Source organism: Virgibacillus pantothenticus, from assembly GCF_018075365.1.
Classification (GTDB): domain Bacteria; phylum Bacillota; class Bacilli; order Bacillales; family Amphibacillaceae; genus Virgibacillus; species Virgibacillus pantothenticus.
Window position 1 is genome coordinate 2,832,418 of the sequence record NZ_CP073011.1, and the last position, 15,810, is coordinate 2,848,227.

8 protein-coding genes are annotated in these 15,810 nt (G+C 38.2%); 1 reads left to right on the plus strand and 7 read right to left on the minus strand.

From position 1 onward, the window contains the following. Positions 1-592: 592 nt before the first annotated feature. The 3 genes from manA to KBP50_RS13295 all read right to left on the minus strand — a co-directional run bounded on the left by manA (position 593) and on the right by KBP50_RS13295 (position 5,922). The gene (gene manA / locus KBP50_RS13285) at positions 593-1,549 is read right to left on the minus strand and encodes a mannose-6-phosphate isomerase, class I (RefSeq protein ID WP_050352122.1); all 957 of its coding nucleotides are present in this window, start codon (positions 1,547-1,549) and stop codon (positions 593-595) included. Between the two features lie 361 nt (positions 1,550-1,910). Next, on the minus strand, positions 1,911-3,827 hold the full coding sequence (locus KBP50_RS13290) for a PTS fructose transporter subunit IIABC (protein WP_050352121.1): 1,917 nt from the start codon (positions 3,825-3,827) through the stop codon (positions 1,911-1,913). A gap of 184 nt (positions 3,828-4,011) precedes the next feature. Continuing rightward, on the minus strand, positions 4,012-5,922 hold the full coding sequence (locus KBP50_RS13295; protein ID WP_050352120.1) for a BglG family transcription antiterminator: 1,911 nt from the start codon (positions 5,920-5,922) through the stop codon (positions 4,012-4,014). 1,059 nt (positions 5,923-6,981) lie between these two features. Between KBP50_RS13295 and KBP50_RS13300 the strand changes: the two genes are divergently transcribed. Next, positions 6,982-8,376: an NAD-dependent succinate-semialdehyde dehydrogenase gene (locus tag KBP50_RS13300; protein WP_050352119.1), complete on the plus strand. Its 1,395-nt coding sequence runs from the start codon at positions 6,982-6,984 to the stop codon at positions 8,374-8,376. Between the two features lie 131 nt (positions 8,377-8,507). Here the strand turns inward: KBP50_RS13300 and KBP50_RS13305 are convergent, their stop codons facing one another. The 4 genes from KBP50_RS13305 to KBP50_RS13320 form a co-directional block, all read right to left on the minus strand. After that, positions 8,508-9,803, minus strand: a complete 1,296-nt coding sequence (locus KBP50_RS13305; protein ID WP_050352118.1) for a family 4 glycosyl hydrolase — start codon at positions 9,801-9,803, stop codon at positions 8,508-8,510. Between the two features lie 818 nt (positions 9,804-10,621). After that, positions 10,622-12,670 carry a glucose-specific PTS transporter subunit IIBC gene (gene ptsG / locus KBP50_RS13310; protein WP_050352117.1) on the minus strand — a complete coding sequence of 683 codons (2,049 nt, stop codon included), beginning with the start codon at positions 12,668-12,670 and terminating at the stop codon, positions 10,622-10,624. Between the two features lie 225 nt (positions 12,671-12,895). Beyond that, positions 12,896-13,741 carry a glucose PTS transporter transcription antiterminator GlcT gene (gene glcT, locus KBP50_RS13315; RefSeq protein ID WP_050352116.1) on the minus strand — a complete coding sequence of 282 codons (846 nt, stop codon included), beginning with the start codon at positions 13,739-13,741 and terminating at the stop codon, positions 12,896-12,898. Between the two features lie 695 nt (positions 13,742-14,436). Continuing rightward, positions 14,437-15,561 carry a nitric oxide synthase oxygenase gene (locus tag KBP50_RS13320; protein WP_244969432.1) on the minus strand — a complete coding sequence of 375 codons (1,125 nt, stop codon included), beginning with the start codon at positions 15,559-15,561 and terminating at the stop codon, positions 14,437-14,439. Positions 15,562-15,810 lie beyond the last annotated feature (249 nt).

Sequence of the window (15,810 nt, forward strand, 5' to 3'; positions counted from 1 at the left end):
AGTGTTTGTGTGAACTTTAAGACAACAAGTCATGAATGCAAGAGCCTACTTAGGCTTAAACGTGGCAGGCTAAAATATCAATTAAGAATGTCGTTCACTATGCACTGTTTCTATATGAATAGATTCCGATTTTGTGTGATTATGTAAATCACAATAATACACGATTGTTTTCAGCTTTTGAGATATGTCACAAGTTCGCGTATGCCTCATAAAATTCTTCCAATACGTAAACTCATGGCTTCCCGTAAGTATCATATTTACATCTGTACTGACTTTCTCCCATTTATGCAGAGTAGCTGCATGGGAACTACTTGTTTTTTCCAACCACTCAACCGCTAGAGTGCATAAAAAAATTGCGCAACAAACTTGCAAAAATCTCCTGTACACTATATAAATCACCAACTTATATTTAGGTTTTTTATATTTTGATACAGACGATTAAGATTTATACACGCTCCTTTTAGCCAGTGTTCTTTCTACTTCTATATGAAAAGGTGAATAATGTATAAAAACTTCATTCAGTAGGATTTTTCATCTCCTACTGAATGTTAGTACTGCAAGGATAGCTTACATTCAATATACATTGTATGTTTTACGTATGCGACACAATGAATTCTGCATCTCCAATTAATCGATACGTACTTATACTGTGTGGAAGAATAAAATTATCTCCTTTTTTCAAAGCATAAGTTTTCTCATCTATTTCAATTTCTGCTGTTCCTGAAATGATACTGCATTGCAGAAAATCAACATCTAATTGCTGCGTCACTTCTCCATTTATTTTCCAATGATATACAGTAAAATATTTTTCTTGAACAAGACGCTTCATTTGTAAATTTTCTTTTTGCGTTTGTTTCTGATCAATAACCGGAGTTTGATGTGGAATATTGGTAACCTGCTTTGCCTTATCTAAGTGTAATTCCCTTGTATTTCCATTGTTATCCACACGTTCATAATCATACACTCTATAGGTAATATCCGAGCTTTGCTGCGTTTCCAGTAAAACAATTCCCTTACCTATTGCGTGAATGGTGCCACTAGGTACGTAAACAAAGTCACCTGCTGTCACAGGTATCCGCCGTAACAGTTGGTCCCACTTACCCTCATCCATCATTTTTGTTAATTCTTCTTTTGTTTTTGCATGATGTCCTAAAATCAGTTCTGCTTCCGGCTCTGCTTGTAAAACGTACCAGCATTCTGTTTTCCCATAGGGTTGTTTTTCTACTTCTCTTGCATATGTATCATCTGGATGTACCTGCACAGACAGATTATCATTTGCATCTAATATTTTCACCAACAGCGGATACGCTTCATTATTATTAGAATCTTTGTTAAAAAGTTCACGATGATTGTTCCAAGCATCTGCTAATGTCTGACCAGACAGAGGTCCGTTCACAATTTCACTTGGTCCATTCGGATGAGCAGAAATTACCCACGCTTCCCCTGTTTGGTTAGATGGGATATCATACTGAAACAGAGGCTTTAATTTGTCTCCTCCCCATATTCGTTCTTGAAATACAGGTTTTAAAAAGATCGGCTCTTGATACACATTTCATTCCTCCAATTGTATAGACATAGTTGAAATGCGGTCCAAAACTTCAAACGATGCAGCTACGTTTTTTCGACAATTAAATCGCCCAGCTAGTACACAACCCACTTAAGCGGTTTTACTTCGCATTGGCTATGCCCGCTTCATGTAGAAACTATTTACCCCTAAGATAATTCGACAGTTTGAACCGCCTTTATTATACCAGAGAAAGGGATGGAACTAAAATCTCTTTCTCTTTCACGTTAAGCTTTTCAGATTCTACTAGGAAGAAATGGTTAGCAACCCGTATTTTTTTATTTATTAGTCATTTATAAACATGCATAATCAGTGAAATAGACACTGACCGCAAAAATTTATGTGCTTATTGAATTTCCGCTAATAAATGATACGCTTCTTCTTTTGTTGTTACATTTAGTAACTTCTGTCTGTAATTGTCATCCATTAATTTACGCGATAGCATTTGTAAAATTTTCAGATGATCGTCACCCGCTTTTTCTTTTGGAACAGCTAACATAAATATTAATTTAGCCGGAGTACCGTCTAAGCTCTCCCAATCAACGCCAGAACGTTGAATTCCAAAGGCAACAGCTGGTTTTCGGACTGCTTCTGATTTACCATGCGGAACAGCAATATTCATACCCATCCCCGTTGTACCTTCATTCTCGCGGGCGATGACAGCTTGCTTATACGCTTTCGCATCACTTAATATTCCAGATTGCTTCATGCTGGCTATGAGTTCATCCATTACTTCTTCTTTTGTCGAACCTTTAAGATCTGCATGAATTAAATCATTTGTTACAATATCCGTTAGCTTTGTAATTTCAGTTGATTTAGCTTGATCCTCTTCTGTTCTTTCTTGTTGATTTGTACCACCTTTTGCTTCACTTTCTCCGATAACATCTTTTTTAAGGAAATTAACTAACAATGCAGTAACAACCGTACCGATGATAGCAGCAACAAAAAACATGAGTACATTGTCGACAGCTCCTAAAACGGCAACAATAGGTCCACCATGAGCTACTCGATCGCCGACATTTCCCATCATAGCTATCACTGAACCTGTCATGGAGCCAACCATAATACTTGGAATAACCCGTAGTGGATCTTGAGCAGCAAACGGAATCGCTCCTTCGGTAATTCCAAATAAGCCCATTGTAAAACTTGCCTTCCCAGCTTGTTGTTGCGCTGCTTGGTATTTACGCTTATTGATAAATGTTGCCAGTCCCATACCTAATGGTGGTATACAAATTGCTACAGCAATTGGACCCATAATTTCATAGTTTCCTTCTGCGATCATAGCAGAGCCGAATAAAAATGCAACTTTATTAAAAGGTCCACCCATATCAATTGAAATCATAGCTCCAAGAATCAAAGCGAGCAATATGGAACTTGCTCCCTGCATTCCTTCCAACCAAACAGTTAACGATTCAAACACTTGAGCTACTGGTGCACCAACAACATATACAAATAGTAAGCCGACTGTTAAGGTTGCCAAAATTGGAATAAAAATTATTGGCATTACCGGTTGCATAGACTGAGGAACTTTAATTTTTTTAATAGCTAATGTAATATATCCTGCAAGAAAGCCTGCAATGATCCCGCCAATAAAGCCAGCACCAGCTTCACTTCCATAGAAACTACCATTTGCAGCTATAAAGCCACCAATAATTCCTGGCGCTAAACCTGGATGATCCGCAATACTAACCGCAATGAAACCAGCCAATATAGGAACCATAAAGCTAAAAGAAGCTGCTCCAATTTCTTCAACCTTTTTCCAGAATGAATCTTCAGGAATAACGATTCCCCCTGGCGTTTGTTCACCACCTAAGGTTAGTGCAAGTGCTATTAACAATCCACCGACTACAATAAATGGAATCATATAAGAAACCCCACTCATTAAATGGCGGTATATTGGATTTTCTTTTTTCTGCTTTTTCACGTCTTCTACTGACATTAAATCAGCTTGATATACAGGGACGTCTTCTGTAGCAAATCGCTGGATTAATTCTTCCGGTCTTTTTATCCCATCCTGCACCCCTGTAGCAATTAATCGCTTTCCAATAAAGCGTTCCTTTGTTACTTCTTTATCACTTGCAATAATCACTCCATCTGCTTCTTCAATATCCTTATCCGTTAATGCATTTTCTACACCAATGGACCCTTGTGTTTCAACTTTGATTTCAACACCTAGTTTTCCCCCCGCTTTTTGCAAATTCTCAGCTGCCATATACGTATGAGCAATGCCTACTGGACAGGCTGTAACAGCAATTATTTTCATAAACATGCCCTCCTACTCATCTATTTATAAATTAATAATGCTTATAAGTGTAGTATATAGCACGTCTAGCAAATATATATTCTCTATTATTTCCGGAACTAGGGAAGTTTTGTTTTTATATTTTCGTTGCAGTTCATTCCTTTTATTTATTACACTATAGCCATGTGGTAACAATGTGTATACATTACAATTGTTTTTCAGTCAAAATTCGGATAAATTCCTGCTTGTCATTAGCACTTAATAAAGCATTCAATGTTATTGGATCTTTGGAAAGGGCGGACAATTTATGAATAATTGCTTTAATTGGATTCGCTTTTTCGTTTGCTAAAGCTAACATAAAAACAATGGATACTTTTTCTTTTCCCCATTCCAACGGTTCGTTTAAAACAGCAATCGCAATGGTAGATGTAAGAACAAGTGTAGGGTCACCATGTGGAATAGCTATTCCTCCTCCAATTGCTGTAGCCGATTTCCTCTCTCGTAAAAGTGCTTGATGAACATAGGACTGCTCTACCTTTTCCCGTTTAAATAATGCATTACCAAGCGTTTCTACTACTTGAAAACGATGCTGTGGATGGATATTAATAAATAGAAGATTCTCGTCAATAAACTCATATATTACATGAGGAGCAGCGGATAAAACAGAAGCTTCTACCGTTTTTTTCTTGAGAAATTTTTGCAGTTTTTCTTTATCGGTTGCTTCTAGCAGCGGGGATATAATAACGGTAGGAACACTTATTTGTTCCAAGGGCGTCGTCGATATAATTAAATTCACTTGCTTTTGCTTGATAACATTTTGAACATCAGCTTTACCAATAGCTCCTACAACTTCCAATTCCTGATACTGTTTTTCTACTTTCGCTTGAAGTAACCTGGACATACCTATTCCCATATCACAAACAATTAATACTCTCGGGATTACGTGTTTTTGTGCGTCTATTCTTTCTATGGAAGCCTGAAAATGAAGGACAATATAAGCAGCCTCTTCTTCAGGTATATCATATTGAATTTCCTCCTTTACCTTCTCCATCGCAAGTGTCACCATGCTAAACATATACGGATACATCTTTTTAATATCCTGTAACAAGGGATTTGTAATAGGCAAGCCGTATATGAAACGATTGATGACAGCCTCTAAATGAATCTCAAGCCCATTCATTAATTGTTCATCTTCAGAAAAAGATACACGTGTTAAGTGATGCATCGTTTCAATAATGATGGATAAAATTTGTTTCGTTGTTTCTTCTTTGGATGGCGTTTGCGCTGAATACTTCTTACTACCACGTAAATGCCACGTTAAATAAGTGATCTCATCGTTTGCAAAGGAAATTCCGAACTTTTCTTGCAATTGCTTTACACACCAAACAGCTGCTTGATATTCTTTCGTCTTCATAATGGACTGATTTTTCTCCTCAATACGTATAGGACACTTATGCTTCGTTCTTTGTACAATAATAAGGATATGAACAACTAAATTTTCTATTGCATTACTTGTAATTGGAATCTCCCAAAGGTCTAGCATTCTATCCAATGTTTGCCTCACTGTAGCAATTTCAAACGGAGCGAATATATGTGATAAAAATGTCGTTGGCTGATTTGTCACATCTTCTATATGCGCCAAAGCGATGCGCTTATTTAGTTCCTCTCCCTTTAAATAGTGCCCTAGCTTTTGCCTCGACTCTATTACTAGTCCAAAACTATCGAACCATTGTTGGATCGATTCGATATCATTTTTTATAACAGTATGATTGACATAATGCTCATTGCTTAGCTGTTGTAAAGTAACTGGTCTTTCATCAGTGAGTAACCGATAAGCTATTTCCATAACCCGTTCATGCTCTGATTTTCCTTTATGAAAAAGTGCATGGAATAAATTTGTTTGATCGGTTTTTTCTATTTCTAAATATACACCTGTTCCCGGCTTTCGAATTAAATTAGCAGATGCATAATCATGAAGATATGCATCAATAATTTGTAAATCATTACGGACAGTTTTCTCTGAATATTGGAGTTGGTTAGCGAGATCTTTAATTAATAATGCACGTTTGTCATTAGATAATAAGATCACTAACAACTTTCTTTGTCTGCTATTCATTGTTACACCCACTTGTATCGTCATTTAACTAGTCTGTTTAGAGTACGGGTTTAAAAAGACACATTTAGAAATAAAGGATAAAAAAAGTCGTAGACTGAGGTACTCATACAGCTTTTTTTACCCTTCTCTACCTACTACCGTACCATATCCGTAACAGTAATGTCTTTTGCGACCACCATATTGAATGGTAAGAGTCCATACCTTATTTTCCGAACAAAGGCGCAAGCGCCCGTTTAGCAACGTAGCGAATGGAACGAATCAACTAAAGATAAAGGAATCACGGTGAGGTAACGAACCGATGATGACTTATCGTAGGGCGATTTCGTGAAGTCGCCTAGTTGCTGGGCGCTGAAGCCGGACGTGGCTATTCAGTTATTCCCTTATCCCAAAGCAACAAATTTTATACTTTCTTATCTTATTAGAAAAACTTGGCTTGTCGCCAAGTCTTATGGCGGAAGCCTTTGTTTTTCTTATACTATAAACCAAAAAATCTTATACTCCCTTTCCTATAGTGGAACAAAGGCGGCAAGCGCCCGTTTAGCAACGTAGCGAATGGAACGAATCAACTAAAGATAAAGGAATCACGGTGAGGTAACGAACCGATGATGACTTATCGTAGGGCGATTTCGTGAAGTCGCATCGTTGCTGGGCGCTGAAGCCGGACGTGGCTATTCGGTTATTTCGTTATCCTCAAGCACCTCATTTTATACTTCTTATCTTTAGTTTAGTTTATGAAAGGGATAACTACACAGAGACTTTTTCCGTCTTGAGACGGAAACCGTTACTTTTCGATAGAAAACAAACTATTAAGATGCAAATGTTTTCTTTCTTCTTTATGAAGGAATATACTAGAATAAAGTGAAATTTCATTCAGCAGGAGTTTTCCTTTATCACATACGAATGTCTTTGTACCATAAGGGTATCAAAAGCTCTTGAACGAATTGGACATTCAGGTGCTGTGATCTCTCGCTTTGACTTCGTTTATACTCTTGAAGTAATACAGCATCTTACATGCGGGATAAATTTAATTTTAATCTTATAGAGAAAGGAGTTTCCATTTTGGCAAACAAAATTATTGTTAAAAACCCAGCTACTGGGGAAGTTCTTGAAGAAGTAAAAGCTTGGTCTGAGGAGGAGGTTAAGGAGGCTCTTTATCGAGGGTACGCTTTTTTTCCGACTTGGGCAAAAACAAACGCACACAAACGGTCGGAGTTACTGCAAAATTGGGCGTTACAAATTAGGGAAAAGAAAGATGAACTTGCTAAACTTATGACCAAAGAAAATGGAAAACCATTAAGAGAGTCTTATGGAGAAGTGGAATATGCAGCAAGCTATATTGATTGGTACGCGGAAGAGGCTAAACGAATCTATGGTAGGACGATTCCAGCAAATACAGAATCAAAACGAATCCTCATTCGTAAACAACCAGTTGGTTTAGTTGCTGCGATTACTCCTTGGAATTTTCCTGCAGCAATGATGACAAGAAAGGCTGCACCTGCGCTTGCAGCGGGATGTACTTTTATTGTCAAACCTGCTTCAGAAACCCCACTTACTGGCATTCGCATTATTGAATTAGCACATGAAGCAGGTATACCACAAGACGCTATTCAATATGTAGTCGGTTCCGGGAAACAAATTGGAGATGTATTCACAGAAAGCGATTATGTACGAAAAATCACCTTTACGGGATCTACTGCTGTTGGAAAAAATTTAATTAAAGGCAGCGCGGCTACAGTTAAACATGTGACTATGGAACTTGGAGGGCATGCTCCTTTAATTGTCGCTAAAGATGCGGATATTGAATTCGCAGCAAAACAAACCGTTGCTTCGAAATTCCGTAATGCTGGACAAACTTGCGTATGTGCCAATCGAATTATTGTTCACAAAGATATTGCTGAGCAATTTTCTGAAGCATTTGTAAAGCATGCAAAGCAATTAGCAGTAGGAAATGGTTTGGAAGAAAATACCGATATCGGTCCAATTATTAATGAGCAAGGCTACGATAAGATTATCGAACAGATTAACGATGCAAAGCAAAAAGGTGCCGAAGTATTATTAGGTGATACATTTGAAGCAAATCGTGAAAAAGGCTATTATTTTGTACACCCTACGATACTGAGCCATGTAACGGAAGATATGACGATTATGCACGAGGAAACGTTTGGACCAGTAGCTCCGATAACGACATTTACAGAACTTGAAGAAGCTGTTACCATCGCGAACAACACGCTATTTGGTCTTGCAGCATACTTTTTCACAAACGATTATCGGACTGGCGTTTATTTGTATGAGCAATTAGATTATGGAATTGTCGGTTGGAATGACGGAGGACCTTCCGCAGCTCATGCCCCATTTGGCGGGATGAAAGAGAGTGGACTCGGTCGTGAAGGTGGTCTTGAAGGCATTGAACCGTATTTAGAAACAAAATACGTATCGATTGGTAATCTAGATTAAACGTTTTTACCGTCAAGCATCTCTGTACCGTAAAAGTGATAATCAAGGGAAACTTCCTATTACTGGAATTTCCCTTGCTCAAGCATATATTTGGTTATTTCTTTTTCACTACTACAGTTCCCCCATGAAAACTAATAAATGACCGGCTGAAAATAGGCTTCATTTTCAATAAACATGTCCTGAAGCAGTGCATGTGCTGTTTCAGCTGATGGGACAAATGGATGAAGTGCCATGGCTTGGATTGCTACGCCAATATTTCTTGAGGTACCGGCTTCCACTGTTAATGATTCATAAGCTTTTATATATTGCAATAGCCCACGTATATGAGGTAAAACCTCGCTTATTTGTACGGGTGTAATCCTATGTCTTTCCACTACACTATTGACTTGAATACAGACATTATCAGGTAAACCCTCTACTGCTCCATTATTTCTAATATTGACCGCTAGTACTTGTTTCAAATCATAGTGGATCGTTTTCATAACTTGGATAACCGCTTCCGAACACCCAGCGCCTCGCCGTTTTTCTATTCCCTTTGGCAATTCAATCGTTTTTGCATGTTTATATATAGAAAATAATTGCTTTTCTTCTTCCTGTTCAAAATCAGAAGGAAGGGCTCCCTGTTTGTATGCTTCTAATTGTTGTTCTAAAATCTGGTCAGCTTGATAATAGTATGGCTGGTATTCCCCTCCTATTGCACCAAATGTTTGTAAAAAATATGGATCCATAGAAATATCCTTTTGATTACGCATATGCAATTTTTTATAAAGCATTGCATCTGTTAGCTTCGCTTTTCCCTGGACGTATAATTCCGTAACCCATAGCAATTGACTTGTCCCTATTAGCTGCATACTAATATCTTTTTTCGCTACCCCATATGTTTTGGAAAAACGGTTACGAAAAACAGTAGGTCCCTCATTTATACCGACTACTTTAACATTGGTATAATTATCAATCGCCTCCGTTACAATACTACAAGGATTCGTCAAATTAATTAACCAAGCGTCAGGCGCAAGTTCTTCAATGTCTTCACAAATATCAAGTAGGATTGGAATGGTTCGCAGAGCTTTCATAAAACCAACTGGACCTGAAGTTTCTTCAGCTATCATACCATGCTTTAAACATAATGCTTCATCCACGCGCCGCATCTTTAATCCGCCAACTCGGATTTGTGTAATAATATAATTAGCATCCTTAATCGCTTCTCGCCTGTCGAGCGTTTCAATAATTTCTATATCACAATCTGCCTGTTCAGCCATACGCTTTGCAAATGAAGCCGTAACCGATAGACGTTCTCTCCCTGCTAAAATATCTACAAGATAAATTTTTTTGACAGGTAACGCTTCATGTTGTTGAATAAATTCGTTAATCAATTGCGGTGTATACGATGATCCTCCTCCAATAATCGCTACTTTCAAGTTGTTCATGGATCCTGCTCCCTTTATCTTAAGCATTTATATAGTGTATGAAGGGAAACGGAGATTTAGTAGTTCCCTTTGTTTTCTGATCGTTAAATAAAACGTTAAAAGGCAGGAGTACTCGGTATTTTGTTTAAAAACAAATATGCCACAGTTTTACAAAACTTGCACTAGAACACATACGCTAACATCAACACACTACTGGACAAAGAACAAAGGCGCAAGCGCCCGTTAAGCAACGTAGCGAATGGAACGAATCAACTGAGATAAAGGAATCGCGGTGAGGTAACGAACCGATGATGACTTATCGTAGGGCGATTTCGTGAAGTCGCCTAGTTGCTGGGCGCTGAAGCCGGACGTGGCTATTCAGTTATTCCCTTATCCCAAAGCAACAAATTTTATACTTTCCTATCTTTGAACAAAGGCTCGGGGCGCCCGTTTAGCAACGTAGCGAATGGAACGAATCAACTAAAGATAAAGGAATCATGCCACTAAAAACAGGGGTATGCCGACGCCTGAGCGGCAAGCCCGTTTTTAGTCGACCTTCCTCTTTGCGACGAACCGATGATGCCTTATCGTAGGGCGCATTTCTAAAGTCGCATCGTTGCTGGACGATGGAACGGGACGTGGCTATTCTGTTATTTGGCTATCTATAAGCACATCATTTTATACTTTTGTATGAAAAAATAACTCTATTTAACTTATCTAACTCATTATAAAGCAAAAGTTTTCATCATAGATGGTGGCTCGCGCTCTAGGTGAGCCATGGTGGTTTCTTATCTTATGAAAAAACCAATTAGGGTTTGCTACCCTAATTGGCTTTTGAATTACAATTTAATAATATCGGCCTCTTTCGCTTCTACTTTACCACTTTTTTCAAGCGTTACTTGTTGGCCTTCTTTTAAGTTAGTAAATACAATTGGTGTAATTGTCGGCATTCCTTTACTTTGGATAAATGACAAATCAGCTTTTAGCAGAGGTTGTCCTGCTTCTACTCTTTCTCCTTCTTCTATAAGAGTTTCGAAGCCTTCTCCTTTTAAGTTTACCGTATCAATACCTACATGGATAAGAATATCCTTTCCTCTATCCGATTGCATACCAATAGCGTGCTTCGTTGGGAATACATTAACTACTTTACCATTTACAGGTGCAACGACGAGCCCGTCTTCTGGAGCAATTGCAAAGCCATCCCCCATCAATTTATCTGAGAATACCTGGTCAGGAACCTCCGTAATTGGAAGTAATTCCCCTTTCATCGGGGAGACAATTGTCTCTCTTTCCTCTTCATTTTGCAATGCTTCCGGATTCACTTCTTCAATCTGCTGTTGAACTTCAGCTTCCTGATCTGTTTCAACTGGGCGCGGTGTTTTTCCAGACATAATATCTTGCATTTGACCTTTAATCGTTTCTGAACGTGGTCCAAAGATAGCTTGAATATTATCTCCAACTTCTAAAACCCCTGAAGCGCCTAATTTCTTCAATCTTTCTTTGTCAACCTTCTTTATCGAATTAACAGAAACACGTAAACGAGTAATACATGCGTCCAGATGAGCAATATTTTCTTGCCCGCCCATCGCTTCTAGTACATCAAAGGCAAGCTCGCCAGTTTGACCAACGTTGCTTGTTTCTTCGTCCTTTACTTCTTCACGACCTGGCGTCATCAAATTAAATTTCTGAATAAAGAAGCGAAAAATCACGTAGTAGATGACAGCAAACGCTAACCCAAGCAGAATCGTGATCCACCACGGCTCTTTATTTGGTAAAATGCCAAATAAAGCAAAGTCAATCGCACCTCCGGAGAATGTATAACCTATATTCACACTAAACAGTGTCATTAATACGAATGAAAGACCATCCAATAATGCGTGTAAAAAGAATAAAATAGGTGAAACAAACATAAATGAAAATTCAAGCGGCTCTGTAATACCTGTCAAAAATGAGGTTAATGCCGCAGAACCTAACAAACCAGCTACTAGCTTTTTCTTTTCAGGTCGAGCAGTGTGATACATCGCTAATGCTGCAGCTGGTAATCCAAACATCATAATAGGAAATTCACCAGCCATGAAATTACCTGCTGTTATTTCCACACCGTCTTTCAACTGGGCGAAAAAGATAGTCATATCACCGCGAACCAAATTACCTGCTTCGGTAGTATAGGAACCGAACTCATACCAAAATGGTGCATGGAAAATGTGGTGTAGCCCAAATGGAATGAGTAATCTTTTTATAAAACCAAAGAAAAATACAGCTAGATACGTTCCTTCTTCAATTAACCAGTAAGAAGCGCTGTTCATCGCATCTTGTACAGGTGGCCAAATAAATAATAGTGCAATACCTGCAATAAATGAGAAGGCTGCTGTTACAATCGGTACAAATCTTTTTCCAGCAAAGAATCCAAGAAAAGATGGCATCTCAATATCGTGATAACGATTATAACAAAATGCAGCGATTAAACCGACAATAATCCCGCCAAACACTCCTGTTTGTAAGGTAGGTATACCTAAAACCGAGGCAAATCCTGGATCAGACTCAATCATTTCCGGTGTTACATTTATCCACGATCCCATAACCTGGTTTAATACTAAGTAACCAACTAATGCAGCTAATCCGGCAGCTCCATCACTAGCTAATCCAATTGCCACACCAATAGCGAAAATCAGTGCTAAATTATCAAAAATAATACCTCCAGCATCCTCCATGACAGTCGCAACGAGCTGAATCCAATCCGCTTCTAAAAACGGTAAATATTGCAACATGGTTTCTTGTTGTGCAGCATTACCAAAACCTAATAGCAAACCCGCTGCTGGCAACAAGGCCACTGGAAGCATCAGTGCTTTACCGACTTTTTGTAAAACACCAAAAGCCTTTTTAAACATGCTAGTTCCTCCTTTTATATCAACAAACATTAAAAATAGTTTAAGAAAACAACACTGCATCTATTCACATAGGACATTTTTTCATCAAAACTATATCCTTTACGAAAACAAAAAAGGCATGAGTAGAGATCAGAAATAAGCAGTAGGATTTTTAGTATATCCTACTGTCCTAGTTCATAATCTTTCCACTCATGCCTGATCGAATCAGTAACACGGAAAATTAAATTATGATTCATATTTTTGATATAGTCGCTGTAAGTGCATTGTTAAATACACGGCTTCAGCCTCATAAACAGGTTGTTTCAACGTTTGTTGCATCATTTTAATCAATTTCCAAGCTAGATTATAACACGTAGGGTATTCCTTTTTCAAGAGAGAAGCAATTTTTGCTGGCTCTTCCACCGTTTCTCCCTTTAACACTCGTTCTATGGTATAGCGAATATGGCGAACAAGTCGGGTATACTCAATTCCTGTTCTATCTACTTTTATTTTTAATTGTTTTTCAATAATGTCCACAAATTGGGTGACGAGTTGCGAATACTTATTAATTTCCGAGAGGTTTTTATTGGTAATAGCACTATGGACATGTAATGCAATAAAACCGATTTCACCATCTGGTAATTGCACCTCTAAATGCTGATTCAAATAGTCAACGATTTCTGAAGCAATCTCATATTCAAATGGATACAATACCTTTGTTTCCGATAGAAAGGGGTTTTTAATTTCCAAGCCTTTGAGCATGCGATTGTACGCAAATACAATATGATCCGTTAAAGCAACATGAACCGATTCATTCAGCATAACATCTGATCTTTTCCGTATCATATCAATAACAGCTATAATAGAATGCAGCAATGTTTCATCCACTCTAGGAAGTAATTGCTTGTATTGTTCCTGTTCCTGCTCATCACGTAACACAAACAGCTTTTCTATTTCTGATTTATGGATGATATCTTTTTTCTTATAATGAAAGCCAATTCCACTTCCGATCAAGACAACTTCTTTTTCTTGATCGTCTAAAGCAATCAGTACGTTATTATTTAAAGTTTTCTTAACCGTAAACGTGTTCAAGATGTTTATCTCCTTAAAGCAATATTAACAATACATATGATAATAACAAGTTTTCGCTACAGGGAACATTATGCATATGCGCGAGAAATATTGCAAGCAGTTACCTCTATTTGAGTCTATCACGTATTTATGTACTGGAGCTCCGCTTACCATGTGATTTTATTTGATTCAAGTTAATTTAAGAAAGGTTTTCAGAATGATCACTTCTGAATACCACAGTGGATATACACTTGTCTTTCCGCAGCGGGCGCCAAAAAGGGATCTCCGGTTGTCCGTTTTCCCACAGGACGCAGTAGTGGATTGTCCACTTATCCTCCTAAGGTTTAACTTTGTAGAAAGAAGGGCACGTCTTACTGCCAGTAAAATAAGAGGCAAAATAGCACTAAAAGCCCAAATAATCATATCCATTTTCATTGGATAAATCATTCTTGAAACTATTATGTTCTGCCTGTTAAGCAAATAAACATCAGAGCAAAGGTCTACACTCTGTTTGGGAGCGCAGCTTAAAATTTCTCGTTTGCTAAGTGATAGATAAAGTGAAGCTTCCATCAGTGGAGGATCAAAAAACCCTCCACTGCTTGTTAGTACCGTAATGGTTTGACCTCAAGGCTTATTACGAAATAAGGCATTTAGGTGCGGTTTTCTCCCACTTAGACTTGTTCAGTACAGACTATCCAACTCCTGAAAAAGAAGTCTTACAGCACCTTATTTGTGGAATAAAAATAATTTGGTTTTTGGATGGAATTATCATATGGCTTATGAAAAATATGTGTCGTTGCTGGTGACAGCGGGGGGATTAACCATGCCCATTTACCAGTGACCGTTCTCCCTAGTTTTTGTTCCTGTTTTTCAAATACTGCAAATTGCTTTGTAGCCGTATGGTGATCCACGATCGAAACACCTGCTTGCTTAAACGACTCCAATACAGCAACATTAAGTTCTACCAATGCGCGGTCTTTCCAAAGTGTATTTAAATGCTTCGTATTCAACCCTAACTGTTCAGCTACCAAAGGCAATAGGTTATATCGGTTCTCATCGGCAAGGTTTCTTGCACCGATCTCCGTACCCATATACCAGCCATTAAATGGCGCAGCCACATAATTTAAGCCTCCGATTTCCAACCGCATATCAGAAATAATCGGTACACCATACCATTTTACATCGTGACCGGCGAAAATATCTTCGGTAGGATGGTTAATCGGAACCTCTATTACAATGTTATTGGGTATCTCCATCCATTCGGGCTTACCATGACCATCTTGAATCACTAATGGCAATAGATCAAAAGCTGTCCCTTTCCCTGTCCACCCTAGTTTTTGGCACTGCTTTGTAAATGTTACCGAGGCAGGATCTCCGACAATACCATTCTCTGTTTCATATCCAGCATAACGCATCAGCTGATGATTCCATATTTTAACAGGCTGATGATCATTATTAGCGGGTGCAAAAATGGTAATTAATGGTTTAATTTTCCCACCATTACCTGCATAACGAATGTGCTCAATTAGTTGGGCAAAGACTTCTTCGCTGTTAGTGACTGAACGAGCATCTATAACTTCCATCCGCTCCCAAAACAGCCGACCAATGCAACGATTAGAATTACGCCAAGCTACTTTTGCACCATATGCTAATTCTTCATACGTATGCTCATATGTACCTGTTTTTTCTATATCATGCCGTACCGTTTGTAATCTTGCTTCTAACTGATCCTCTAATCCAAGTTCACGGTGATACAATTGCAAAAACTGTCCTGCTTCTTTCCATAATTGTTCTTGATCGTAATTCATATATTTATCCTCCGATGCTTGAGCTTTTTCCATAGTTTATCAGACGATTTTTCTTCGTGTGTGACAAACTTCCAACATTTTTTCATGTATAAACATTTTATTTTATAAGCAAACTTGTCCACGGATGGATGAACGGAGTGAAGTTCGCTTTAGCTAACTTCAGGTAGTAAAATCGTTTAACTTACGTCTAATCTTGAAAAAATATTGACGTTTATCACTTCTTTCGTTTTTTCTATCTAGTTGTAGTAATATATAGATTGGTAGAATGAATGAGGGAGATTA

Coding starts and splice junctions, on each gene's coding strand:
- KBP50_RS13290 (WP_050352121.1), bottom strand. CDS start 3,827: ATGAAAATAATTGCTGTTACAGCCTGTCCAGTAGGCATTGCTCATACG.
- KBP50_RS13295 (WP_050352120.1), bottom strand. CDS start 5,922: ATGAATAGCAGACAAAGAAAGTTGTTAGTGATCTTATTATCTAATGAC.
- KBP50_RS13305 (WP_050352118.1), bottom strand. CDS start 9,803: ATGAACAACTTGAAAGTAGCGATTATTGGAGGAGGATCATCGTATACA.
- ptsG (WP_050352117.1), bottom strand. CDS start 12,670: ATGTTTAAAAAGGCTTTTGGTGTTTTACAAAAAGTCGGTAAAGCACTG.
- KBP50_RS13320 (WP_244969432.1), bottom strand. CDS start 15,561: ATGGAAAAAGCTCAAGCATCGGAGGATAAATATATGAATTACGATCAA.